The sequence below is a fragment of the uncultured Methylibium sp. genome (genome assembly GCF_902826655.1).
GTDB lineage: Bacteria > Pseudomonadota > Gammaproteobacteria > Burkholderiales > Burkholderiaceae_C > Methylibium.
Genome location: NZ_CADEFR010000024.1, coordinates 17,756 through 39,798, shown reverse-complemented (window position 1 = coordinate 39,798; position 22,043 = coordinate 17,756). Strand labels below are relative to the sequence as shown.

The 22,043-nt window shown below is 72.4% G+C and carries 20 protein-coding genes and 1 pseudogene; 8 read left to right on the top strand and 13 right to left on the bottom strand.

The genetic code is table 11. The features are described from left to right. Window positions 1-10 precede the first annotated feature (10 nt). The 3 genes from cls (at window position 11) to QZV97_RS11665 (ending at window position 2,488) form a co-directional block, all read left to right on the top strand. Window positions 11-1,396, top strand: a complete 1,386-nt coding sequence (gene cls / locus QZV97_RS11675; protein ID WP_295642067.1) for a cardiolipin synthase — start codon at window positions 11-13, stop codon at window positions 1,394-1,396. Window positions 1,397-1,413: 17 nt separating this feature from the next. Then, window positions 1,414-1,827, top strand: a complete 414-nt coding sequence (locus tag QZV97_RS11670) for a DUF2177 family protein (protein WP_295642065.1) — start codon at window positions 1,414-1,416, stop codon at window positions 1,825-1,827. A 109-nt stretch (window positions 1,828-1,936) separates the two neighbouring features. After that, window positions 1,937-2,488: a hypothetical protein gene (locus QZV97_RS11665; RefSeq protein WP_295642063.1), complete on the top strand. Its 552-nt coding sequence runs from the start codon at window positions 1,937-1,939 to the stop codon at window positions 2,486-2,488. A gap of 64 nt (window positions 2,489-2,552) precedes the next feature. On the opposite strand, the gene QZV97_RS11660 is transcribed toward QZV97_RS11665, so the two are convergent. From QZV97_RS11660 to QZV97_RS11635, 6 genes and pseudogenes are all read right to left on the bottom strand, one after another. Next, window positions 2,553-4,007 (bottom strand): aldehyde dehydrogenase, encoded by a 1,455-nt coding sequence (locus QZV97_RS11660; protein ID WP_295642088.1) that lies wholly within the window; start codon window positions 4,005-4,007, stop codon window positions 2,553-2,555. Window positions 4,008-4,286: 279 nt separating this feature from the next. Beyond that, window positions 4,287-4,796: pseudogene (locus QZV97_RS11655) on the bottom strand (ATP-binding cassette domain-containing protein); the annotation flags it as partial. After that, window positions 4,793-5,539 (bottom strand): ABC transporter ATP-binding protein, encoded by a 747-nt coding sequence (locus tag QZV97_RS11650; RefSeq protein ID WP_295642061.1) that lies wholly within the window; start codon window positions 5,537-5,539, stop codon window positions 4,793-4,795. The pseudogene QZV97_RS11655 and the gene QZV97_RS11650, both read right to left, overlap by 4 nt. Then, complete coding sequence (locus QZV97_RS11645; protein ID WP_295642059.1) at window positions 5,536-6,504, bottom strand: branched-chain amino acid ABC transporter permease; 969 nt, start codon at window positions 6,502-6,504, stop codon at window positions 5,536-5,538. Before QZV97_RS11645 ends, QZV97_RS11650 begins: the two co-directional genes overlap by 4 nt. 7 nt (window positions 6,505-6,511) lie before the next feature. After that, a complete protein-coding gene (locus QZV97_RS11640; protein ID WP_295642057.1) occupies window positions 6,512-7,390 on the bottom strand; it encodes a branched-chain amino acid ABC transporter permease in 879 nt (292 codons plus the stop codon). A 91-nt stretch (window positions 7,391-7,481) separates the two neighbouring features. Further along, a complete protein-coding gene (locus QZV97_RS11635; protein ID WP_295642055.1) occupies window positions 7,482-8,702 on the bottom strand; it encodes an amino acid ABC transporter substrate-binding protein in 1,221 nt (406 codons plus the stop codon). A 217-nt stretch (window positions 8,703-8,919) separates the two neighbouring features. Here QZV97_RS11635 and QZV97_RS11630 point away from each other — a divergent pair, with 217 nt between their 5' ends. Continuing rightward, window positions 8,920-9,870 carry a helix-turn-helix domain-containing protein gene (locus QZV97_RS11630; protein ID WP_295642054.1) on the top strand — a complete coding sequence of 317 codons (951 nt, stop codon included), beginning with the start codon at window positions 8,920-8,922 and terminating at the stop codon, window positions 9,868-9,870. 45 nt (window positions 9,871-9,915) lie between these two features. On the opposite strand, the gene QZV97_RS11625 is transcribed toward QZV97_RS11630, so the two are convergent. The 4 genes from QZV97_RS11625 to QZV97_RS11610 all read right to left on the bottom strand — a co-directional run bounded on the left by QZV97_RS11625 (window position 9,916) and on the right by QZV97_RS11610 (window position 14,525). Beyond that, window positions 9,916-11,460, bottom strand: a complete 1,545-nt coding sequence (locus tag QZV97_RS11625) for a PAS domain-containing methyl-accepting chemotaxis protein (RefSeq protein ID WP_295642052.1) — start codon at window positions 11,458-11,460, stop codon at window positions 9,916-9,918. A gap of 187 nt (window positions 11,461-11,647) precedes the next feature. Further along, a complete protein-coding gene (locus tag QZV97_RS11620) occupies window positions 11,648-12,538 on the bottom strand; it encodes a DMT family transporter (protein ID WP_295642050.1) in 891 nt (296 codons plus the stop codon). After that, window positions 12,535-13,032 (bottom strand): methylated-DNA--[protein]-cysteine S-methyltransferase, encoded by a 498-nt coding sequence (locus QZV97_RS11615; RefSeq protein ID WP_295642048.1) that lies wholly within the window; start codon window positions 13,030-13,032, stop codon window positions 12,535-12,537. The genes QZV97_RS11620 and QZV97_RS11615 overlap by 4 nt, the downstream gene beginning before the upstream one ends. Further along, the gene (locus tag QZV97_RS11610; RefSeq protein WP_295642046.1) at window positions 13,029-14,525 is read right to left on the bottom strand and encodes an AlkA N-terminal domain-containing protein; all 1,497 of its coding nucleotides are present in this window, start codon (window positions 14,523-14,525) and stop codon (window positions 13,029-13,031) included. Before QZV97_RS11610 ends, QZV97_RS11615 begins: the two co-directional genes overlap by 4 nt. Window positions 14,526-14,683: 158 nt before the next feature. Here QZV97_RS11610 and QZV97_RS11605 point away from each other — a divergent pair, with 158 nt between their 5' ends. From QZV97_RS11605 to waaA, 3 genes are read left to right on the top strand one after another with little or no spacing between them, the layout of a single operon-like run. Then, window positions 14,684-16,075, top strand: coding sequence for a phosphomannomutase/phosphoglucomutase (locus QZV97_RS11605; protein WP_295642044.1), 1,392 nt, complete (start codon window positions 14,684-14,686; stop codon window positions 16,073-16,075). 18 nt (window positions 16,076-16,093) lie between these two features. Further along, entirely contained in the window at window positions 16,094-17,071 is a 978-nt protein-coding gene (gene waaC / locus QZV97_RS11600; RefSeq protein ID WP_295642041.1) for a lipopolysaccharide heptosyltransferase I, read from the top strand. Beyond that, complete coding sequence (waaA, locus tag QZV97_RS11595) at window positions 17,068-18,345, top strand: lipid IV(A) 3-deoxy-D-manno-octulosonic acid transferase (RefSeq protein ID WP_295642039.1); 1,278 nt, start codon at window positions 17,068-17,070, stop codon at window positions 18,343-18,345. Before waaC ends, waaA begins: the two co-directional genes overlap by 4 nt. A gap of 7 nt (window positions 18,346-18,352) precedes the next feature. Here the strand turns inward: waaA and QZV97_RS11590 are convergent, their stop codons facing one another. Together QZV97_RS11590 and QZV97_RS11585 are read right to left on the bottom strand one after the other, a co-directional pair. Then, on the bottom strand, window positions 18,353-19,480 hold the full coding sequence (locus QZV97_RS11590; RefSeq protein ID WP_295642037.1) for an aminotransferase class V-fold PLP-dependent enzyme: 1,128 nt from the start codon (window positions 19,478-19,480) through the stop codon (window positions 18,353-18,355). Window positions 19,481-19,596: 116 nt separating this feature from the next. Next, complete coding sequence (locus tag QZV97_RS11585; RefSeq protein ID WP_295642035.1) at window positions 19,597-20,631, bottom strand: quinone-dependent dihydroorotate dehydrogenase; 1,035 nt, start codon at window positions 20,629-20,631, stop codon at window positions 19,597-19,599. A 68-nt stretch (window positions 20,632-20,699) separates the two neighbouring features. On the opposite strand from QZV97_RS11585, the gene rpiA reads away from it, so the two are divergent. Further along, window positions 20,700-21,359 carry a ribose-5-phosphate isomerase RpiA gene (gene rpiA / locus QZV97_RS11580; RefSeq protein WP_295642033.1) on the top strand — a complete coding sequence of 220 codons (660 nt, stop codon included), beginning with the start codon at window positions 20,700-20,702 and terminating at the stop codon, window positions 21,357-21,359. Between the two features lie 57 nt (window positions 21,360-21,416). Here the strand turns inward: rpiA and QZV97_RS11575 are convergent, their stop codons facing one another. Further along, the gene (locus QZV97_RS11575; RefSeq protein ID WP_295642031.1) at window positions 21,417-22,037 is read right to left on the bottom strand and encodes a DUF4124 domain-containing protein; all 621 of its coding nucleotides are present in this window, start codon (window positions 22,035-22,037) and stop codon (window positions 21,417-21,419) included. Between the last annotated feature and the right edge of the window lie 6 nt (window positions 22,038-22,043).

Below are 22,043 nucleotides of genomic sequence, written 5' to 3'. Positions count from 1 at the left end.
GCGGTGCGCGATGGTCGCGACGATTCGACGGCAGGTCCTGGGGCCCGCGCTCGCCTGCATCCTGCTGCTGGCCGGCTGCGGCACGCTGCCGACCTTCGTGCCCGACCTCGAGCGGCGGCCCGCCGGGCCGGTGCGGCTGGAAGGCGCGCAGGGTCCGCTGTCGACCGCGCAGAGCCAGGCCATCATCGCCAGGCTGCGCAGCCAGCGCGGCCAGGACACCGACATCTTCGACCGCCACCTGGCGCTGGAGGAAGCCATCGTCGGCAGCCCGCTGACCACCGGCAACCGCGTGCGGCTGCTGCAGGACGGCCCGGCGACCTACGAGGCGATGTTCGCGGCCATCGCAGCGGCGCGCGACCACATCAACATGGAGACCTACATCCTCGAGGACGACGAGGTCGGCCAGCGCTTCGCGCAGGCTCTCATCGCCCGTCAGCAGCAGGGCGTGCAGGTCAACCTGATCCGCGACAGCGTGGGCACCATCGCCACGCCGGCGGCGTTCTTCCAGCGCCTGACCGACGCCGGCGTGCAGGTGCTCGAGTTCAACCCCGTCAACCCGCTGGCGGTGCGCAAGGACTGGCAGGTGAACCAGCGCGACCACCGCAAGCTGCTGATCGTCGACGGCCGCACCGCTTTCCTGGGCGGCATCAACATCAGCAGCGTCTACTCCGGCGGCTCGCGCCGGCGGGCCGACACCGACAGCGCCCTGGCCTGGCGCGACACCCACCTGCAGCTGCAGGGACCGGTGGTGGCCGAGCTGCAACAGCTCTTCCTCGCGACCTGGGGTCAGCAGAAGGGCCCGCCGCTGCTGCCGCGCCACTACTTCCCGCCGCCCGAGAACGTCGGCCGCGAAGTCGTGCGCGCGATCGGCAGCTCGCCCGAGGAGCCGTACAGCCAGATCTACAAGACGCTGCTGTCGGCCATCGCCAGCGCCGAGACCAGCGTGCTGCTCACCAACGCCTACTTCGTGCCCGACCCGCAGTTGCTGGCGGCCCTGGAGGCGGCCGCCGCGCGCGGCGTCGACGTGAAGCTGATCCTGCCGGGCCAGACCGACTCGTGGCTGGTGTTCCACGCCGGGCGCGGCTACTACGCGCGGCTGCTGCGCGCCGGCGTCAGGATCCACGAGCGGCGCGGCGCGATCCTGCATGCCAAGACCGGGCTGATCGACGGCGTGTGGGCCACCGTCGGGTCGACCAACCTCGACTGGCGCAGCTTCCTGCACAACCACGAGCTCAACGCCGTGGTGCTGGGCGCCGAGTTCGGCCGCGAGTTGCGGGCCATGTTCGACCAGGACCTGGCGGCGTCCGACGAGGTGACGCTCGAGCAGTGGGAGCGGCGCCCGCTCGACCTGCGGCTGAAGGAGGCCTTCGCCCGGGCCTGGGAATACTGGCTCTGATCCGGAGGAACCGCCTCATGAAGTACGCCGCCGCCTACGCTGCCACCGCCCTGGTGATGGTCGTGCTCGACCTGCTGTGGCTGGGCGTGATCGCCAGGCCGCTGTACCAGCATGGCATCGGGCACCTGATGCTCGAGCGGCCGAACGTGCCGGTCGCCGTGCTGTTCTACGCGGTGTTCGCGCTGGGGCTGGTGGTGTTCGCGGTGCTGCCGACGGCGGCCGACCCGGGATGGACGCGGACGGCGCTGTGGGCCGCGCTGTTCGGCTTCTTCGCCTACGCGACCTACGACCTCACCAACCTGGCCACGCTCAAAGGCTGGCCGGTCGGGCTGTCGCTGATCGACATGGCCTGGGGCAGCGCGGTCAGCGCGGTCTCGGGCGTGGCCGGCAAGCTGGCCTTCGATCTCTTCCTGCCGCGAGCGCCTGCGTAGGACGACGACTACCGCAGGCGGCGAGTCCTTCCGATGGTCGCGGCGACGGCGCGTTCGCACACTGCGGTCACCGCGGTCCCGCCGCGGACCCACTCGACAGGAGACCTTCATGAACAAGACCTTCGCTCTCAAGACCTCGATCATCGTCGCCGCCATGCTGGCTCTGCCGGTGGTTCACGCCGCCGGCATGAGCAAGGCCGACTTCAATGCCGCGAAGACGCGCATCGAAGCCGACCACAAGGCCGATCGCGCTGCCTGCGACTCGCTGGCCGGCAACGGCAAGGACGTCTGCGTCGAGCAGGCGAAGGGCAAGGAGAAGGTCGCGCGGGCCGAGCTCGACGCCAGCTACAGCGGCAAGCCGGACGACCGCAACAAGCTGCTGGTCGTGAGGGCCGAGACGGCCTACGCGGTCGCCAAGGAGAAGTGCGACGACAAGGCCGGCAACGACAAGGACGTCTGCGTCAAGGAAGCCAAGGCCGCCGAGACCAAGGCCCTGGCCGACGCCAGGATGAGCAAGGCGACCGGCGCCGCGGCCCGGGAGGCGACCGCCGACAAGCGCGAGGCCGACCTGAAGGTGGCGCTCGAGAAGTGCGACGCGCTGTCGGGCGACGCCAAGGCCAGCTGCGTCGCCGACGCGAAGGCGAAGTTCGGCAAGGGCTGAGTCGCCGCCTCTCGACCGGAAGAAACGGGCCCGCGGGCCCGTTTCTTCCGTGCGGCCACCAGCCTCAGAACGGATAGTGCCGGGGCGCCGTCTGCACCGTGATCCAGCGCAGCTCGGTGAACTCGGCGATGCCCGCCTTGCCGCCGAAGCGGCCCAGGCCCGAGCCCTTGACGCCGCCGAAGGGCATCTGGGCCTCGTCGTGCACCGTCGGCCCGTTGATGTGGCAGATGCCGGACTCGATGCGCCGGGCCACGTTCATCGCACGCGCCACGTCGCGTCCGAACACGGCCGCCGACAGGCCGTACTCGTTGTCGTTGGCGCAGGCGACCGCGGCCTCGACGCCGTCGACGCGCACGACGCACTTCACCGGGCCGAAGGTCTCTTCGCGGTAGATGCGCATGGCCGGCGTCACGTGGTCCAGCACCGTGGCCGGCATCAGCGTGCTGTCGGCCTTGCCGCCGCACAGCAGCTTTGCGCCCTTGGCGAGCGCGTCGTCGATCAGCGCGTTGCAGTGCTCGACCGTGCCCATGCCGACCACCGAGCCCAGCACCACCGGCTCGGGCTTGCGCGGGTCGCCGAGCGGCAGCGACTTCGCCTTCCTGACGAACTTCGCGACGAAGTCGTCGGCGATGCGACCGTCGACGACGAGGCGCTCGGTACTCATGCAGATCTGCCCGCTGTTGGCGAAGGCGCCGAAGGCCGCGGCATCGACCGCGGCGTCGAGGTCGGCATCGTCCAGCACGACCAGCGGCGCCTTGCCGCCCAGTTCCAGCACGACCGGCTTCAGGTGCCTGGCGCAGGTCATCGCGATCAGCCTGCCGACGCGCGTGCTGCCGGTGAAGTTGACGCGCCGCACCGCCGGGTGCGCGACCATGGCCTCGACCACCGCGCCGGCGTCGGCCGGCGCATTGGTGAGGTAGTTGACGACGCCCGGCGCGAAGCCGGCGTCCTGGAAGGCCTCGACGATCAGCTGGTGGGTGCGCGGGCAGTTCTCGCTGCCCTTGAGCACCACGGTGTTGCCGCAGGCCAGCGGCACGGCGATCGCGCGCACGCCCAGGATCACCGGCGCATTCCACGGCGCGATGCCCAGCACCACGCCGGCCGGCTGGCGCAGACCCATGGCGAGCGAGCCGGGCACGTCGGATGGGATCACTTCGCCGGCGATCTGCGTCGTCAGCGCGGCGGCCTCGCGGATCATCCCGGCGGCCAGCATCACGTTGAAGCCGGCCCACGGGCCGGTGGCGCCGGTCTCGGCGGCCATCGCCTCGATGAACCGGGGCGTGCGTGCCTCCAGCGCGTCGGCGGCCTTCAGCAGCAGGGCGCGCTTCTCGCCGGGGCCGGCCTGGCTCCAGGTCCGGAAGGCCTCGGCCGCCGATTCGACCGCGGCCACCGCGTCGGCGGCGCTGGCTGCGGGCGCGCGCGTCGCGACGCTGCCGTCCAGCGGGTTGCGGCGCTCGAAGGTCGCGCCCTTCTCGGCAGAAACGGCGAGGCCGTTGATGAGCATGGACAGATCGGACATGGGACTCTCCTTCGCGGGGGAACTGGTGGCTGTCGGAGCGGCCGCAGCGCCGCTGCCCAGATAGGCCTGGCGGACGATGGTGGACCGCGCCAGCAGCGTGGCCGGGCCGCTGGCGACCAGGCGGCCGCGCTCCATCACGTAGCCGCGGTCGGCGACGGCCAGCGCCTTGCGCACGTTCTGCTCGACCATCAGCACGGTGGTGCCGGCATCGGCGATGCGGCGCGCGATCGCGAGCAGCTCGTCGACCATGCGCGGCGCGAGGCCGAGCGAGGGTTCGTCGAGCATCAGCAGGCGCGGCGCGCTCATCATCGCGCGGGCCACGGCCACCATCTGCTGCTCGCCGCCGCTCATCGTGCCGGCCAGCTGGCGGGCGCGCTCGCGCAGCTTCGGAAAGTCCGCGAAGGCCTGCTCGAGCCGGCGCGCGCGTTCGTCGGGCGGCAGCAGCCAGCCGCCGAGCTCGAGGTTCTCGGCCACCGACATCTGGGGAAAGAGCTGCCGGCCTTCGGGCACGAGCGCGATGCCGCGCCGGACGATCTCGCTCGTCTTCGCGTCACGCTCGATCGGCTGGCCGTCCAGCGTCAAGCTGCCGCCGCGCGGGATCAGCCCTGCGATCGCCTTCAGCAAGGTCGTCTTGCCCGCACCGTTGGGCCCGAGGATCACCGTCAGCCCGGGCCGCGCTTCCAGCGACAGCTCGCGCAGCACCAGGAAGGCGCCGTAGCCGGCCGACAGGCCCTCGACCTTCAGGTGGGCCAGGCGGCGGCCGAGCGCGGTCTCGATCTCGTTGTTCATGCGGCTTGCGTCATCTCGTCGCCGAGGTAGGCCTCGACGACCTCGGGGTTGCGCACCACCTCGGCCGGTGCGCCGTCGGCGATCTTGCGGCCCTGGTGCAGCACCAGCACGCGCTCCACATGGCGCAGCAGCGTGGTGACCGCGTGCTCGATCCAGATCACGGTCAGGTCCAGCTCGTCGCGCAGGCGGCGGATCAGGCGGGCCATGGCCTCGATCTCGGCCTCGGTCAGGCCGGCGGCGACCTCGTCGAGCAGCAGCAGGCGCGGGCGCGTCGCGAGCGCCATGCCGATCTCCAGCAGGCGCTGCTGCGACGGCGTGATCGCGGCGGCCGGCAGTGCGGTCTGCGGCGCCAGGCCGATCAGCGCCAGGATCGCGGCCCCGTCCTTCAGCAGCCCCGGCGCGCTGCGCCCGCGGCCCGCGAACTGCAGGCCGAAGTCGATGTTGTCGGCCACGCTCAGCTCGCCGAACACGCGCGGCGTCTGGAAGGTGCGCGCGATGCCCTGGCGCGCGTAGCGGTGCGGCCCGGCGCCATCGAGCCGCCGGCCCTGCGCGAACAGCCGGCCGGCGCTGGGGGCGACCACGCCGGACAGCGCGTTGAAGAAGGTGGTCTTGCCGGCGCCGTTGGGACCGATGATGCCGACCAGCTCGCCGGGTGCGAAGGCGGCGCTGACGGCGTCGACGGCGACGAGGCCGCCGAAGCGCACCGTCACGTCGCGGGCTTCGAGCAGCGGGTGGCCGTTCATGCGGTGCTCCCGGATTGCGCGCCGGGTCGGCGAAGCGCGCGCCACCACGCCTGCAGGTCGTCGCGCCACTGCCGCAGCGTCGCCGCACGCAGCGAGGCCAGGCCGCCCGGCAGGTAGAGCACGCACAGGATCAGCAGCAGGCCCAGCGACATCATGTAGACCTGCGGTGCCTGCAGGCGCAGCGTCTCGGCCAGCAGACTGAAGACCACGGCGGCGATCAGCGGGCCCCAGAGCGTGGCCGCGCCGCCGATCAGCGCGATCAGCACGGTCTGGAAGCCGATGAAGGGGTTGAAGACCGTGGCCGGGTCGATGTAGGTCCAGCGCACGCTCATCGCCGCGCCCACCGCGCCGGCGAAGGCCGCGGTCAGCGCGAAGCCGGCGGTCTTGACGAGCCGCGTGTTCACGCCCAGCGTCTGCGCGCGCTGTTCGTCGGCGCCGATGCCGGCCATCGCCAGGCCGAAGCGGCTGCGCCGCACGACGATGGCCGTCGCCACGGCTGCGACGGCCAGGGCCAGCATCGTGAGGTAGATGGTGTCGCGGTCGGGCACGGTGGTCAGCACGCGGCCGACGGTGCCGGTGACCTGCTTCTCCCACCAGGTGATGGCATGGCGGATCAGCTCGGTCATGCCGAAGGTCAGCACCGCGAAGTAGGTGCCGCGCAGGTGCAGCACCGCCAGGCCCATGACGACGGCGACGGCCGCGGCGATCGCCGCGCCGAGCCCGATGGCCGCGGCCCAGCCGGCTGCGTCCAGCACCAGCGCGCTGGTGTAGGCACCGATGCCGAAGAAGGCGGCCGTCGCCAGCGACAGGTAGCGGGTCGTGCCGCAGAACAGGCTCCAGCTGGTGGCGAGCGCCGCGTACATCAGGCAGGTGAGCGCCAGCGAGACGGCGAAGTCGCTGCCGTAGTGCGGCACCGACAAGGCCCAGCCGGCGAGCGCGAAGAGGATCAGGAAGTCACGTCTCATGGGCCGCTCACTTGCGCACGAACAGGCCGTTGGGCCGCCACAGCAGCACCGCGATGAAGATGCCGTAGGAGAGCAGCGACTTCAGCGACGGGCTGGCGAAGTGCATGCCCAGCGCCTCGACGACGCCCAGCGCCAGCCCGCCGACCAGTGCGCCGGCCATGCTGCCGAAGCCGCCGAGCGTGATGACGATCAGCGCCGTCACCGTGTAGGGCTCGCCCATGGTCGGCGAGATCGTGTAGGTCATCGACAGCAGGCAGCCGGCCACGCCCGACAGGCCGAGGCCCACGCCGAACATCAGCGGGTGCAGCCGCGTCGTGTCGATGCCGACCAGCTGCGCGCCGGTCGGCGACTGCATCAGCGCGCGCACGCCCTTGCCGTAGAGCGTGCCGCGCAGCACCGCGATCAGCGCGCCGCTGAACCCCAGCGCCAGCGCCAGCAGCAGCAGCTTGTTGGCCGCGAACTGCGCGCCGCCGATCGCGACCGGCCCGGTCAGGTAGTCGTAGCCGCGCAGGTCGCCGCCCCAGAGCAGCTGCGCGGCGTTCTGCAGCAGGAACATCAGGCCGAAGGCGACCATCAGGCCGCGCGCCTCGAAGACGTCGAGGTTGGGGCTGGTGCGCGCGAGGCGCCGGAAGCTCAGGCGATGGATGACGAGCCCCATCGCCATCAGCACCGCAAAGCACACCGGGATCATCAGCAGCGGCGAGAGCCCCAGCGTGGACTGCGCAGTCCAGGTGAGGAAGGCGCCGACCATCAGGAACTCGCCATGCGCGATGTTGAGGATGCGCATCAGCCCGTACTGCAGGTTCAACCCCAGCGCGACGAGCGCATACACGCCGCCGGTGATCAGGCCGGAGGCGATCAGTTCGAGCCAGGCGCCGAGGCTCATGTCGGTTGCTGCGCGTGCTGGGAGCGGCGTTTGCTTTTCCCCCGCCGCACACCGCCTGCCGCGCCGCGCAGCACCACCAACAACACGACACTCAACTCCACGCCGGCTTGGCGATCAGCGTCGAGGTCGCGTTCGACTTGGGCCAGACCACCTCGAACTCGCCCTTCTGCCACTGGCCCACCGAACCCGGCGTGCCGACGTTCTCGCTGCCGGCGAACCTGATCTTGCCGAGGATGGTCGAGTGCTCGGTGTTCGCCACGTAGTCGCGCAGCGCCTTGCGGTCCAGGCCGACCCTGGCGACGCCGGCGGTCAGGATCTCGAGCCCGGCCCAGGTCGCGCCGCTGGCCCAGCGGTCGGGTTCCTTCTGCGCGCCGTACTTGGCGACATGGGCGTCGAAGTAGGCCTTGGCACCGGGGCTGGTCTTGGCGTTCCACGAGCCCATGCCCAGCACGCCCTCGGCGCCGGCGGCCGTCATCACGTTGCGGTAGAGCTGGAAGGCGGTGCCGACGCTGGCGTAGAAGAACTTCGGGTTGAAGCCGATCTCCTTGCTCTGGCGGCTGGCGAGGATGGTGTCGGGCGGGTAGGTCAGGCCGACGAAGGCGTCGGGGTTCTTGTCCTTGATGCTGCGCAGCACCGGCGACAGGTCCTTCACGCCGAGCGGGTAGCTCTTGTCCTCGACCAGGCTGATGCCGGTGCCCTGCAGCGCGACCTTGAGCGCGGCGTAGTTCTCCAGGCCGAACAGGTCGTCGACGTAGATCGTCGCGATCGAGCGCACGCCGTTGGCCTTGAGCATGTCGACCAGCGCGTTCATCATCGGCGCCGGCTGCTGCAGCAGCGAGAAGAAGTAGGGCAGCTTCATCTCGATCAGCCGCCGGCTCAGCGCGGTCGGCGCGAGGAAGGGATAGCCGAAGCGCGTGGCCAGCGGCGCGACCGCGAAGTTGGCGTTGCTGCCCCAGGGCGGCAGCACCAGGTCGACCTTGTCGCTGCCCATCAGCTTCTCGTAGGTGCGCACGCAGGTCTCGATGTTGCTCTGGTCGTCGCTGCTGACCAGCTCGATGGTCCGCTTCGCGCCCTTGACGCTGAGTCCGCCGGCCGCGTTCTGCTGCTCGGCCCACAGCAGGTAGTTCGGCTCCTGGCTGACCTGCGCGCCGGTGGTCCACGGCCCGGTGCGCGCGATGGCGTAGCCGATGCGCACCGGCGCCGCCTGGGCGCGCACGAGGCCGGGCAGGGCCAGCGCGGCGGACGCGGCCGACGCCGCCTGCAGGACGGTGCGGCGCTTCAGGCCCGCGGGCAAAGGACGGCGTGCGGTCATCGGTGTCTCCTTGGGGGCGCCGGCTGGGCCGGTCGGTGTGGGTCGATGCGTGACGGTATGGGCGGATTCTTGGCCGCCGCCGCCGCCGCCGCTTGCCGCCGCATGCAGGCGGCTTGACGATCCGTGCACGGCCGCTAGTGTCTTACCCGGGGACGGGTTCGTGGCCTTGAGGCGCGGCTGCCGCGCCGATACCCTGTCGGCCCGGAGGGCATGCGCCATGGCCATCACCAGCACCGCGATGAACACCGACCAGGTCGCGCCGGCCGAGCGCGGCGGCTACTGGTCGGACTGGATCGATCGCCTGTTCTGCGGCCTGAAGTCCGACCTCTACGGCGACGGCGGCTTCGACGGCCGCATGACCACGCTGCACGCCGGCGACGTGGTGCTGACGCGACTGGAGGCCAACCGCCACCGCGTGATGCGCTCGGCCGCGATGGTGCGCAGCTCCGAGGTCGGCTACCTGAAGATCGTCGCGCCCTATGTCGGTTGCGCCGGGGTCGAGCAGAAGGGCCGCGAGGCCTGGGTCACGCCCGACCAGTGGAGCATCTACGACACCACCGACAGCTATGCGGTCGCCAATCCGGTGCGCGTCGAGCACCTGATCGTCATGCTGCCCAAGGCGCGCCTCGCCGAACGCGGCGTCTCGCTCGACCCGCTGATGGCGCGGCGCCTGGGCGGCAGCGGCGGGGTCGCGCGGCTGGCGCTGGAGACGATGCGCTCGGCCTACCGCGAGCTGCCGGGCATGTCGGAGACGGCCGCGCGCGGCGTCGGCGACGCGATCACGCAGTTCGTGCACCTGGCGATGCTGGACCTGGCCGGCATCGGCACCGCGGTGACGCAGCGCGAGGCGCTGCGCGAGCGCATCAAGCAGCACGTCGCTGCGCGCCTGGGCGACCCGGGGCTCACGGTCGACGGCATCGCGCACGCGCTCAACTGCAGCCGGCGCCAGCTCTACAACGCCTTCGCCGAAGAACCCGACGGCGTGGCCGGCTACATCCTGCGGCGCCGCCTCGAGGCCTGCCGCCGCAGCTTCGACGACCGTGCCAACGAGCAGCGCTCGATCACCGACATCGCCTTCGCCTTCGGCTTCTCGAACATGGCGCACTTCAGCCGCGTGTTCCGCAGCCACCTCGGGCTGTCGCCCAGCGACTACCGGCGCGCCAAGTGAAAAGGCGGCCTCGCGGGCCGCCTCTTGCGTGCTGCAGCGCGAGGCTCAGCGGAACACGCTGACCGCCTCGACCAGGCGGGTGGCCTGCTGCTTCAGGCTCTCCGACGCCGCGGCGCTCTGCTCGACCAGCGCGGCGTTCTGCTGCGTGATCTGGTCCAGCGAACCGACCGCCTGGCTCACCTGGGTGATGTCGCCGGTCTGCTCGTGCGTCGCCGAGCTGATCTCGGCGATCAGGTCGGTGACGCGCTTCACCTGGCTGACGATGTCGTCCATCGTGCGGCCGGCGTCGTCGACCAGCTTGGCGCCGGCCTCGACCTTGTCGACGCTGGCGCCGATCAGGTCCTTGATCTCCTTGGCCGCCTGCGCGCTGCGCTGGGCCAGGTTGCGCACCTCGCCGGCCACGACCGCGAAGCCGCGGCCCTGCTCGCCGGCGCGCGCCGCTTCCACCGCGGCGTTGAGCGCCAGGATGTTGGTCTGAAAGGCGATGCCGTCGATCACGCTGATGATGTCGGCGATCTTCTTCGAGCTGTGTGTGATGTCGTTCATCGTCGTCACGACCTCGGAGACCGCCCGGCCGCCGCGCGCCGCGGCGTCACTGGCCGAGCCCGACAGCTGGTTGGCCTGGGTCGCGGTGTCGGCGTTGCTCTTCACCGTCGCGGTCATCTGCGTCATCGACGAGGCGGTCTGCTGCACGCTCGACGCCGCCTGCTCGGTGCGCGAGCTCAGGTCGTTGTTGCCTTGCGCGATCTCGTTGATCGCGGTCTGGACGTTGAGCACCTGGCCGCTGACGTCGTCGATCAGCCAGCGGAACATCAGGCCGAGCTGGCTGATGGTGCGCAGCGTCATGCCGATCTCGTCGACGCGATTCATGTGCAGGGCTTTCTGGCTCTCGCCCGAAGCCACGCGCAGCGCCTGCTCGAGCACCTGCTCCAGCGGGCGCGAGATCTGCGACTCCAGCCACCACGACGCGAGGACGCACGCGGCCGCGGTCACGCCGGCCAGGCCACCGAGCGCGCCGCCCGCCAGGCCCAGGCCCCAGGCGCCGGCGACGATGGCCGGGGCCAGCGTCAGCAGCGTCGAGCGGATGCGCCAGCGAACCGGCAGGGTCTGGAACATCGAGCGCCAGGCGCCCGGGCCGGTGCGCACGACCAGGCCCTTGTGGAAGCGGCGGCTGCCGGCCTTGCCCTCGCGGAACTCGCGGTACAGCGCCTCGGCGCCGGCGATCTCGTCGCGGCTGGCCTTGGTGCGCACCGACATGTAGCCGGCGTGCCGGCCGTTGCGGATCACGGGCGTCGCGTTGGCGCGCACCCAGTAGTGGTCGCCGTTCTTGCGGCGGTTCTTGACCAGCGCCGTCCAGGGCTCGCCGCCCTTGAGCGTGGTCCACATGTCGGCGAAGGCTTCCTTCGGCATGTCGGGATGGCGCACCAGGTTGTGCGGCTGGCCCATCACCTCGTCGCGGCTGAAGCCGCTGACCTCGATGAACGCGGCGTTGGCGTAGGTGACGTGGCTCTGCGTGTCGGTGGTCGACATCAGCGTGGCGTGGTCGGGAAACTCGAACTCGCGCTGGGTGACGGGCTCGTTGAGGCGCATGAAAGGCTCCGATGCAAGGTGCGGCGACAGGACAGGTACTGCAGGCTTTGCAGACGCGTTGTCGTCGGATCGTCGGAGCGCTGATCGCCCCGGCGGCATCGGACCGGCCCCCCGGCAAGACGTCGACGGCGACAGTGTCGGCCGCCGGCCGGCCCGGCGAAGCGCCGACTTGGGCCGCGATCCGGCCTCAGTTCGCGGCTTGCCGCGGCTTCAGCAGGCCGGTCGCCAGCGCCGTGCCGAGCAGGATCACGGCGCAGCCCAGCAGCATCGCCAGCGTCAGGCCTTCGCCCAGGAACATCCAGCCCCACACCACGGCGAACACGGGGATCAGGAAGGTCACCGAGATCGCCTTGGCCGGCCCGACATGCGCGATGAGGCGGAAGTACAGCACGTAGGCCACGCCGGTGCAGGCCACGGCCAGCAGCGCGACCGCGACCCAGGCGGTCGTCGACGGCGTCTGCGCCGGCCACCACCAGAGCATCGGCAGCAGCAGCACGACGGCGGCCGACAGCTGGCTGCCGGTGGCGACCGCCAGCGGCGGCACGCCGGCCAGGTGGCGCTTGGTGAAGTTGGCCGACCAGCCGTACAGCAGCGTCGCCGCGAGGCAGGCGACGACCGCCCAGCCCGAGGACAGGCCGTCGGCGCCCGGCTTGAAGCTGGCCTTGTCCCAGGCCAGCCACAGCACGCCGCCGAAGCCGATCGCCAGGCCGAGCGCCCGCCAGGACGTCGGCCGGTCCCTCAGCCACAGCCAGGCGATCAGCGCACCCCACAGCGGTGTGCCGGCATTGAAGATCGACGACAGGCCGGCCGTGATGCTGAGCGCCGCGTAGCTGTAGGCCAGGAAGGGCAGGGCCGAGTTGGCGATGCCGACGGCGAAGATCGCCCGCCCGTTGGCCCGCAACGCCGCCCACTGGCCGCGCGCGACCAGCAGCGGCAGCAGGAAGAGCGTGGCGCCGACCACGCGCAGCCCGGCCAGCGCGACCGGGCCGAACTCGCCCGCGCCCAGCCGCATGAAGAGGAAGGACGCGCCCCACAGCGCGGCCAGCGCGAGCAGTTCGGCGAGGTCGCGGGACTTCATCGGAGCAGCGCGCCTTCCAGCTGCAGCAGCGCGGCCTTGCGCTCCAGGCCGCCGGCATAGCCGGTCAGCGAGCCGTCGGCGCCCAGCACGCGGTGGCAGGGCACGATGACCGACAGCGGGTTGCGGCCCACGGCGGCGGCGACGGCGCGCACCGCCGAGGCCCGGCCCAGCGAGCCGGCCAGCGCGCCGTAGCTCGTCGTGCGCCCGGCCTCGATGCCGCGCAGCGCGTCCCAGACGCTGCGCTGGAAGGCGCTGCCGTCCAGGTCGACCGGCGTCGTGAAGCGGCCTTCACCGTTGCGCCAGTAGGCCGCGAGTTCCGCCAGCGCCTGCGCGATCCAGCGCTGCGACGGGTCGTCGGGCGCGTCGATCTCGCCGGGGTGGTGCTTCTGGTCGTCGAACCACAGGCCGGCGAGGCCGTGCTCGGTCGCCGCCACGGTGATCGGGCCCAGCGGAGTGTCGGCGCGTGCCTGCGCACGCAAGGGGGTGGTGCTCATGTCTGTTTCTCCAGTTCCTGCCACAGCCGCATCACGGCATAGGCGCGCCAGGGCCGCCAGGCCTCGGCGAGTGCGGTGAGGTGCTTCGGGTCGCGTGATCCGAGCGCGTTGTACAGGCCGATGTCGGTGGCCGGCCAGGCGTCGGGCCAGGCCAGCGCGCGCATCGCGACGACCTGGGCCGTCCACTCGCCGACGCCGGGCAGCGCACGCAAGGCGTCGAGCGTGGGCTCCAGCGGCGCGCCGCGGTGCAGGTCCAGCGTGCCGTCCGCCACCGCGCGCGCCAGCGCCTGCAGGGCGCCGACGCGCTGGCGCACGATGCCCAGCGTGCCGATGGACTCGGCCCGCGCAGCGGCCAGCGCCTCGGCGGTGGGAAACAGCCGCGACAGGTCGGCGAAGGGCGTGGCGACCGGCTCGCCGAAGCGATCGACCAGGCGCTGTGCGAGGGTGCGCGCGGCCTTCACGGTGACCTGCTGGCCGAGGATCACGCGCACCGCGATCTCGAAGCCGCCGAAGCCGCTGGGCAGGCGGATGCCGGGTCGCGGCGCCACGGGCAGCCGGGCCAGCACCGGGTCGATGCGCTCGGGATCGGCGTCGAGGTCGAAGGCCTGGCGCAGGCTCTGCAGCACGCCGCCGAGCGCGGGCGCGAGCCCCGGTGAAATGGCGGCTTCCAACTCGTGGCGCTGCGCGTCGAAGCGCACCGCGAACCAGCCGCGGTGCAGCCGGCCGCCATGCGACAGCGCCAGCGTGCGGCGCAGCCCGGTCGCATCGACCACCTCGAGCCCGCCGACCTGGCGCTGCGCGAAGTAGCGCAGCACGCCGTCGATGTCGTAGGGCGGCCGCCAGCCCAGGCGCAGCCGGACCAGGTCGGGCGGGCCACCGGCCGGGCCGGCGCGGCCGGCGCGGCGCAGCGCGCTCGGGCTCAGCCGGTAGCGCTGCTGGAAGGCGGCATTGAAGCGCCGCAGGCTGTCGTAGCCGCTGGCGTGCGCGACCTGGGTGACCGGCTGCGCGGTGTCGGTCAGCAACTGCTTGGCGAGCAGCAGGCGCTGGGTCGTCAGATGATCGATCGGCGTCACGCCGTGCACGGCCAGGAAGATGCGGCGCAGGTGGCGGTCGGTGACGCCCAGGCGCCCGGCGATCTCGGGCATGCCGACGCTGCGGCCGGCGTGCACGGCCTCCTGGATCAGGTGCGCCGCGTGCTGGGCCAGCACCTGCGAGGAGTCGACCAGCGCCAGGCCCGGCGCCAGCTCGGGCCGGCAGCGCAGGCAGGGGCGGAAGCCGTCGCGCTCGGCGCTCGCGGCATTGCCGAAGAAGCGCATGTTCGCGCGCCGCGGCATGCGCACACGGCACACCGGCCGGCAATAGATGCCGGTCGAGGTCACGCCGACGAACAGGCGCCCGTCGAAACGCGCGTCGTGCGTGCACCAGGCCTGGTAGGCGGCGTCCTCGTCGATGGGCGACGAGGCGGTCGCCGCGGTGGAATCGGGGGAGAGCATGCCGGCATCTTAGGCGCGCCGGGCCGGCCGACTCGCCGTTTTCGGACCTGTGCTTCGGCACGCCCGCCGGCCCGGCGGGCGACCCCCGTCGGCCCCGCCGGGGGCGTCCCTACAATCTGGCGGCTCTGCCATGCCGGCAGGGCTCCCGAGGACACCGAATGCAGCTTGCCCATTCCATCTTCAAGGCCTACGACATCCGCGGCATCGTCGGCAAGACGATCGACGAGCGCTTCGCCGAGCACCTGGGCCGGGCCTTCGGGACCGAGGCGCGCCAGCTCGGCGAGAAGGCGGTCGCCGTCGGTCGCGATGGACGCCTGTCCGGGCCCGCGCTCGTCGCGGCCCTGGTGCGCGGGCTGCGCTCGACGGGGCTCGACGTCGTCGATCTCGGCGCGGTGACGACGCCGATGCTGTACTACGTGGCCGCGACGCGCGGCGCGCACGGCTGCCGCAGCGGCATCCAGGTGACCGGCAGCCACAACCCCAAGGACTACAACGGCTTCAAGATGGTGCTGGCGGGCCGCGCGATCCACGGCGAGGACATCCAGGGCCTGCGGCGCCGCATCGAGGCCGAGGACTACCAGCAGTCGGTCGGCCGCTCGGCGATGATGAACATCGTGCCCGAGTACGCGCACCGCATCGTGGGCGACTGCAAGCTGGCGCGGCCGATGAAGATCGTCGTCGACTCGGGCAACGGCATCCCCGGCGCCTCGGCGCCCGGCATCCTGCGCGCGCTGGGCTGCGAGGTGATCGAGCTGTACTCCGAGGTCGACGGCGACTTCCCCAACCACCATCCCGACCCGAGCAAGCCCGAGAACCTGGAGGACCTGATCCGCAGCGTCAAGGCGAGCGGCGCCGAACTGGGCCTGGCCTTCGACGGAGACGGCGACCGCCTCGGCGTCGTCACGGCGGACGGCCACAACATCTTCCCGGACCGGCAGCTGATGCTGTTCGCGCGCGACATCCTGAAGCGCCATCCGGGCGCGCCGATCATCTTCGACGTCAAGTGCAGCCAGCGGCTCGTCACCGCGATCCGCGAGGCCGGCGGCGAGCCGGTGATGTGGCGCACCGGCCATTCGCTGATCAAGGCCAAGCTCAAGGAGAGCGGCGCGCCGCTGGCCGGCGAGATGAGCGGGCACATCTTCTTCGGCGAGCGCTGGTACGGCTTCGACGACGCGACCTACACCGCGGCGCGGCTGCTGGAGATCCTGTCGCGGCACAAGAACCCGAGCGCCGTGCTGGACGCGCTGCCGACCAGCCACAGCACGCCCGAGCTCAACGTGCCCTGCGCCGAGGGCGAGCACCACGAGGTCGTCGCGAAGCTGCGCGAGCAGGCGCGCTTCGACGGCGCGAGCGAGATCATCAAGATCGACGGCCTGCGCGCCGAGTATGCCGACGGCTTCGGCCTGATCCGCGCGTCGAACACGACGCCGGTGCTCGTGCTGCGCTTCGAGGGCCAGACGGCGGCGGCGCTGGAGCGCATCCAGACGCAGTTCATGGCCGCGCTGCGTGCCGTGAAGCCCGACGCGCAGGTGGCCGCGGCAGCGCACTGACCGCGCCGCGCAGCCGCCATGCGGGTGCTGATCGTCCGGCTGTCCTCGCTCGGCGATGTCGTGCATGCGGCGCCGGTGCTGGCCGACATCCACCGCGCGCACCCGGGCGCGCGCATCGACTGGGTGGCCGAGGAGGCCTTCGTGCCGCTGCTGCGCTGCTTCGCCGGCGTCGAGCACGTGCTGCCGATCGCGCTGCGGCGCTGGCGCAAGGCGCCGGGGGCGGCGCGCGACGAGGTCGCGGCCTTCTGGCGCCACCTGCGCGGCTTGCGCTACGACGCGGTGCTGGACCTGCAGGGCCTGATCAAGAGTGCGCTGATCGCCCGGGCCGCGCCGCTGGCGCCGCGCGGCCGCCGCTATGGCCTGGCCAACCGCACCGACGGCTCGGCCTACGAGGCGCCGGCGCGCTGGGCCTACGACGAGGCGCTGCACATGCCGGTGCGCATCCACGTGGTCGACCGTTCGCGCGACCTCGCGGCGCGCGCGCTGGGCCATCGCGCCGAGGGCCCGCCGGTCGTGCCCTGGCAGGTGCCGGCGCTCGATCCGCAGGACGCGCCCTGGAGCGATCCGCGCGCGGTGCTGCTGGTGCACGGCTCGGCGAAGGCGCAGAAGCTGCTGCCGCCCGGCTACTGGGCCGAACTGGGCCGCTCGCTCGTGCAGCGCGGTGCGCGCGTCTGGCTGCCCTGGGGCACGGCCGACGAGCGCGCCAGCGCCGAGGCGATCGCCGCGCAGGTCGGCGCCGGGGCGGCCGTGCTGCCGCGCCTGCCGCTCGACCGGCTGGCCGCCGTGATGGCGCGCTGCCACGGCAGCATCGGCCTGGACACCGGGCTGTCGCACATGTCGGCGACGCTGGGCCGGCCGACGGTGCAGCTCTTCATCGAGGACAAGGCCTGGCGCGCGGCGGCCTACTGGCAGCCGAAGACCGCGGTGCTGCAGGCCAGCGAGGCGGACTTGCCGACGGTGGCGCAGACGATCCAGGCCTGGGAGCGCGTCGCGTGAAGGCGGCGCTGGCGCGCTGGGCCTATGACGCGCTGCTGTGGGTCGTTGCGCCGCTCTACCGGGTGAGGCTGTGGCGGCGCGGTGCCGTCGAGCCGCTCTACCGCCATGCGATGGCCGAGCGCTTCGGCCGGGGCTATCCGCCGGCGCGACCGGGGGCGGTGTGGATCCACGCGGTCTCGCTGGGCGAGACGCGTGCCGCGGCGGCCCTGATCGATGCGCTGCGTGCCGCCCGACCGGGCCTGCGCCTGCTGCTGACGCATGGCACCGCGACCGGACGCGAGGCCGGTGCGGCGCTGCTGCAGCCGGGTGACGCGCAGTGCTGGCTGCCCTACGACGCGCCGGCGGCCGTGCGGCGCTTCCTCGATCACTGGCAGCCGGCGGTGGGCGTGCTGATGGAGACCGAGGTCTGGCCGAACCTGGTCCGCCGGGCGACGCGCGCCGGCGTGCCGGTGCTGCTGGTCAACGCCCGGCTCAGCGACAGGAGCCTGCGGCGCGGCCTGCGCTTCGAGGCGCTGCTGCGCCCGGCGATGGCCGCGCTGGCGCGCGTGCTGGCGCAGACCGAAGCCGATGCCGAGCGGCTGCGCGCGGCGGGCGCTCCGCAGGTCGAGGTCGCGGGCAACCTGAAGTTCGACGTGACGCCCGATGCGGATCGGCTGGCGCAAGGCCGCGCGTGGGCGCAGGTCGGTGCGCGGCCGCTGGTGCTGGCCGCCAGCACGCGCGAGGGCGAGGAGGCCGAACTGCTGGCGGCGTGGCCCTCTGTGGCCTCGGCGGCCCGGCTGCTGCTCGTGGCGCGCCATCCGCAACGCTTCGACGAGGTGGCGGCGCTGGTGGAGCGTGCCGGGCTGTCGCTGTCGCGCCGCAGCGCGTGGCCGGCGGCCGGCCCCGATGACGCGGCGCGAGCCGCCGATGTCTGGCTCGGCGACACGATGGGCGAGCTGCCGGCCTACTACGCGGCCGCGCGCGTCGCGCTGCTGGGCGGCAGCTTCGCGCCGCTGGGCGGGCAGAACCTGATCGAGGCGGCGGCCTGCGGCTGCCCGGTGCTGATGGGGCCGCACACCTTCAACTTCGCCGAGGCCGCGGAGCGTTCGATCGCCGCCGGTGCGGCCGAGCGGGTCGGCGACCTGGCGTCGGCGGTCCGGCGCGCCGTCGCGCTGCTGGCCGACGAGGCGGTCCGGGGGCGCATGGCCACGCAGGCCCTCGACTTTGCGGCCGCGCACCGTGGCGCGGCGCGGCGCATGGCGGCGGCGATCCTGTCGCAGCTCGCCGGCCGCTAGCGCCCGGTCAGAGCAGCTGGTTCAGCGCGTCGTCGAGCGAGCGCACGGTGCGCTCGACGTTCTGCAGCTTGTCCAGGCCGAACAGGCCGATGCGGAAGGTCTGGAAGTCGGCCGGCTCGTCGCATTGCAGCGGCACGCCGGCCGCGACCTGCAGGCCCAGGCCGAGGAACTTCTTGCCGGTCTGGATGCCGGCGTCCTCGGTGTAGCTGACGACCACGCCCGGCGCCTGGAAGCCGGCCGCCGCGACGCTCTTGATGCCCTTGTGCGCGAACAGCGCGCGCACGCGATCGCCGAGTTCCTGCTGGCGCGCGTGCAGCAACGCGAAGCCGATGGCGCGCGACTCGTTCATCACGTCGCGCACGCGCGTCAGCGCATCGGTCGGCATCGTCGCGTGGTAGGCGTGGGCACCGCCCTCGTAGGTCTCCATGATCTGCAGCCACTTGCGCAGGTCGCAGGCGAAGCTGGTGCTGGTGGTGCCGTCGATGCGTTCGCGCGCGAGCGGGCTCAGCGCGACCAGCGCGCAGCACGGCGGGCCGCTCCAGCCCTTCTGCGGGGCGCTGACCAGCACGTCGACGCCGGTGGCCGCCATGTCGACCCAGATCGTGCCCGAGGCGATGCAGTCCAGCACGAAGAGACCGCCGACGGCGTGCACCGCATCGGCCACCTGCCTGAGATAGTCGTCGGGCAGGATCATCCCGGCCGAGGTCTCGACGTGGGGCGCGAACACGACGGCGGGCCGCTCGGCCTGGATGGTGGCGACGACCTCGGCGATCGGTGCCGGCGCCCAGGCGGCCTGCTTGCCGTCCTCGACGCGGCGCGCCTTCAGCACGATCGCTTCCGACGGGATCGAGCCCATGTCGAAGATCTGCGTCCAGCGGTAGCTGAACCAGCCGTTGCGGATCACCAGCACCTTCCGGCCGGTCGCGAACTGGCGCGCGACGGCCTCCATGCCGAAGCTGCCGCTGCCGGGCACGACGACCGCCGACTTCGCGCGATAGACCTCCTTCAGCGTGGCCGAGATGTCGCGCATCACGCCCTGGAACTTCTGGGACATGTGGTTGAGCGCGCGGTCGGTGTAGACGACCGAGTACTCGAGGAGGCCTTGCGGGTCGACGTCGGGGAGCAAGCCGGGCATGTTGGATTCCGTGAAGCGGGGGCCTTCGCCCCGGTGGGGCGCGCAGCTTAGCACCGGGGCGAAGGCCCGGCTCGCGGCAGTGCCCGAGCCGGGGCCCCTGGGCGCGGGGGGCGGGGTCAGCCGCGCAGGGCCTGCGCGGCCTCCGGAACGAGGGCGGGGCCGCGGTAGATCAGTCCGGTGTAGATCTGCACCAGGTCGGCGCCCGCGGCGCGCTTGGCCCGGGCGTCGGCGCCGCTCATCACGCCGCCCACGCCGATGATGGGATAGCCGGCGCCGAGCGCTGCGCGCAGCTGGCCGATCACGCGGTTGCTGGCGTCGGCGACGGGTCGGCCGCTGAGGCCGCCGACCTCGCCGGCGTGCGGCAGGCCCTGCACCGCGTCGCGCGCGAGCGTCGTGTTGGTGGCGATCACGCCGTCGATCGCGTTCCTGCGCAGCGTGGCGGCGATCACGCCGACCTGGGCTTCGTCGAGGTCGGGTGCGATCTTCACGAACATCGGCACGCTGCGCCGGTGCTGCGCGACGAGCTGCTGGCGCCGCTCCTGCAGCGCGCCGAGCAGCGCGTCGAGCGCCGCGTCGCTCTGCAGGCTGCGCAGGTTCTTGGTGTTGGGGCTGGAGATGTTGACGGTCACGTAGTCGGCGTGCGGGAACACGCCGTCCAGGCCCAGCAGGTAGTCCGAGGCGGCGTCCTCGATCGGCGTCGCGGCGTTCTTGCCGATGTTGAGCCCGAGCACGCCGCCGCGCTCGCGGAAGCGCGCGCGCCGCACGTTGGCGACGAAGGCCTCGAGCCCGTCGTTGTTGAAGCCCAGGCGGTTGATCAGCGCGTCCGCCGCCGTCAGCCGGAACAGGCGCGGCTTCGGGTTGCCGGGCTGGGCCTTGGGCGTGACGGTGCCGACCTCGATGAAACCGAAGCCCATCGCCCCCAGGCCGTCGATGCAGCGGCCGTTCTTGTCCAGGCCGGCGGCCAGGCCGACGCGGTTGGGGAAGCGCAGGCCGGCCACCGTGACAGGGTCGTCGACGCGCGCCTGCTGCCAGGTGCACTGCAGCGGCGTGTCCTGCAGCCGCGCGATGGCGGCCAGCGTCAGCTCGTGCGCATGCTCGGCATCGAGGCCGAAGAGGAAAGGGCGCGCCAGGGCGTAGGGAACGAGAGGCATGGGCGGATTGTCCCAGAGGCCCTGCCGGCAGCGGCCGGGATAATGCGGTCGCAACCCGAGGCGAATGCATGAACCAGGACGAACTCAAGGCCCTCGTCGGGCGCGCCGCGCTGGATCACGTCGTGGCCGGCAGCATCGTCGGCGTGGGCACCGGCTCGACGGTCGACTGCTTCATCGACGCGCTGGCGGGGATCAAGTCGCAGATCGCCGGCGCGGTGTCGAGTTCGGTGCGCAGCACCGAGCGGCTGCAGGCCCATGGCATCCGGGTCTTCGAGGCGAGCGAGGTCGAGTCCCTGCCGGTCTACGTCGACGGCGCCGACGAGATCGACCCGCAGGGCTGCATGATCAAGGGCGGAGGCGCGGCGCTGACGCGCGAGAAGATCGTCGCCGACCTGGCCCTGCGCTTCGTGTGCATCGCCGATGCCTCCAAGCGCGTCGACGTGCTGGGGCGGTTTCCGCTGCCGGTCGAGGTGGTGCCGATGGCGGTGGCGCAGGTCCGCCGCCGTTTCGCGGCGCTGGGCGGCGACGCCCGCGTGCGCGAGGGGGTGGTGACCGACAACGGCCAGTGCATCGTCGACGTGCACGGCCTGCGCATCGCCGAGCCGCTGGCCTTCGAGACCGAGGTGAACCAGTGGCCCGGCGTGGTGACGGTCGGCGTGTTCGCGCGCCACCGCGCCAGCGTCTGCCTGCTGGGCACGCCCGAGGGCGTGCAGACGCTGCGCTACTGAGCGCCCCCCGCGGGGGTTCAAGCAAAGTGGCGGAGCCACATTTGCTTGAGAGCGGCGCTAGAAGCGGATGCCCTGCGGCGCTGTCTCGAGCGCGGGCGGCAACTGGGCCGGCGGCTGCGGTGGTGCCGCGGGCCGGGCGGGCGGCGTCGCGGTGGTCTGGCCGACCAGCGGTGCCGGGTCGGCGCTCTTGTAGCTGGCCGGCAACCTGGACTGCGCCGGGTAGCCGGCGGCGTCGAGGTAGCTGCGCCACTCGGCGTCGGTGTAGCCCTTGAGCTGCTGCGTGCCGATGCGCAGCACCGGCAGCTCGCTGCTGGACTCGAGGCGCTTCAGCGCCTGGATGTCGGCATCGGTCTTGACGGTCTTCTCGGTGAAGGGGACGCCGCGCTGGCGCAGCATGTTGCGCCCGGCCGTGCAGGCGTCGCAGTTGTCGCCGCTGTACAGCGTGACCGGATAGCGCTCGGCGACCTGGCGCAGCTCGTAGGGCAGCGACGACACGGTTTCGCTGCCGGGCGTGGTGCGGATCGGCTGCACCTTGGCCGTGCTCGACGGCGTCGGGCGGTCGGTGTAGGTGACACGGCCGTCGGGGTCGACCACCTTGTACTGGGCCAGCAGCGGCGAGCCGGCGGCCCCGAGCAGGCCGAGGACCAGCAGCGCGCGGACAACGGGTTGGTGGGTCATCGCGGA

Excerpts from the sequence above, each read along its gene's own strand:
- cls (WP_295642067.1), top strand. The coding sequence starts at position 11 with ATGGTCGCGACGATTCGACGGCAGGTCCTGGGGCCCGCGCTCGCCTGC.
- QZV97_RS11670 (WP_295642065.1), top strand. The coding sequence starts at position 1,414 with ATGAAGTACGCCGCCGCCTACGCTGCCACCGCCCTGGTGATGGTCGTG.
- QZV97_RS11665 (WP_295642063.1), top strand. The coding sequence starts at position 1,937 with ATGAACAAGACCTTCGCTCTCAAGACCTCGATCATCGTCGCCGCCATG.
- QZV97_RS11660 (WP_295642088.1), bottom strand. The coding sequence starts at position 4,007 with ATGTCCGATCTGTCCATGCTCATCAACGGCCTCGCCGTTTCTGCCGAG.
- QZV97_RS11650 (WP_295642061.1), bottom strand. The coding sequence starts at position 5,539 with ATGAACGGCCACCCGCTGCTCGAAGCCCGCGACGTGACGGTGCGCTTC.
- QZV97_RS11645 (WP_295642059.1), bottom strand. The coding sequence starts at position 6,504 with ATGAGACGTGACTTCCTGATCCTCTTCGCGCTCGCCGGCTGGGCCTTG.
- QZV97_RS11640 (WP_295642057.1), bottom strand. The coding sequence starts at position 7,390 with ATGAGCCTCGGCGCCTGGCTCGAACTGATCGCCTCCGGCCTGATCACC.
- QZV97_RS11635 (WP_295642055.1), bottom strand. The coding sequence starts at position 8,702 with ATGACCGCACGCCGTCCTTTGCCCGCGGGCCTGAAGCGCCGCACCGTC.
- QZV97_RS11630 (WP_295642054.1), top strand. The coding sequence starts at position 8,920 with ATGGCCATCACCAGCACCGCGATGAACACCGACCAGGTCGCGCCGGCC.
- QZV97_RS11625 (WP_295642052.1), bottom strand. The coding sequence starts at position 11,460 with ATGCGCCTCAACGAGCCCGTCACCCAGCGCGAGTTCGAGTTTCCCGAC.
- QZV97_RS11620 (WP_295642050.1), bottom strand. The coding sequence starts at position 12,538 with ATGAAGTCCCGCGACCTCGCCGAACTGCTCGCGCTGGCCGCGCTGTGG.
- QZV97_RS11615 (WP_295642048.1), bottom strand. The coding sequence starts at position 13,032 with ATGAGCACCACCCCCTTGCGTGCGCAGGCACGCGCCGACACTCCGCTG.
- QZV97_RS11610 (WP_295642046.1), bottom strand. The coding sequence starts at position 14,525 with ATGCTCTCCCCCGATTCCACCGCGGCGACCGCCTCGTCGCCCATCGAC.
- QZV97_RS11605 (WP_295642044.1), top strand. The coding sequence starts at position 14,684 with ATGCAGCTTGCCCATTCCATCTTCAAGGCCTACGACATCCGCGGCATC.
- waaC (WP_295642041.1), top strand. The coding sequence starts at position 16,094 with ATGCGGGTGCTGATCGTCCGGCTGTCCTCGCTCGGCGATGTCGTGCAT.
- QZV97_RS11590 (WP_295642037.1), bottom strand. The coding sequence starts at position 19,480 with ATGCCCGGCTTGCTCCCCGACGTCGACCCGCAAGGCCTCCTCGAGTAC.
- QZV97_RS11585 (WP_295642035.1), bottom strand. The coding sequence starts at position 20,631 with ATGCCTCTCGTTCCCTACGCCCTGGCGCGCCCTTTCCTCTTCGGCCTC.
- rpiA (WP_295642033.1), top strand. The coding sequence starts at position 20,700 with ATGAACCAGGACGAACTCAAGGCCCTCGTCGGGCGCGCCGCGCTGGAT.
- QZV97_RS11575 (WP_295642031.1), bottom strand. The coding sequence starts at position 22,037 with ATGACCCACCAACCCGTTGTCCGCGCGCTGCTGGTCCTCGGCCTGCTC.